A 243-nucleotide genomic window follows, 5' to 3' on the forward strand; every position below is an offset into this window, starting at 1 on the left:
GGAGGCCGTCTTGACGGTGGTGCCGTCGGGGCCGGTCACACTGCTGGTGTGGCCCCACGGGTCGGTGGAGGCAACGGTTCTGCGGCCGGCCTGGTCGGTGGTGGTGACCTTGTAATGGGCCCACTGGGAGTAGTCGGCCTCCGACAGCACCCGGGCGCCGTCGGCGTCGGGCTCTTTGGCGTAGGCGCCGTCGCGGTAGTTGTCCGCGGTCCGCAGCGGGCGGCCCAGCGCGTCGAGGGTCTC

Annotated in this window: 1 protein-coding gene; it reads right to left on the minus strand. The window is 72.4% G+C overall.

Translation table 11 applies throughout. The annotated features are described in order from the left end of the window. Positions 1 to 243 (minus strand): hypothetical protein (locus IF89_RS40295; RefSeq protein ID WP_043195203.1); only part of this gene is annotated, 243 nt, incomplete at both ends.

This window comes from Streptomyces sp. NRRL F-2664 (genome assembly GCF_000719345.1).
In the GTDB taxonomy this organism is placed as follows: domain Bacteria; phylum Actinomycetota; class Actinomycetes; order Streptomycetales; family Streptomycetaceae; genus Streptomyces.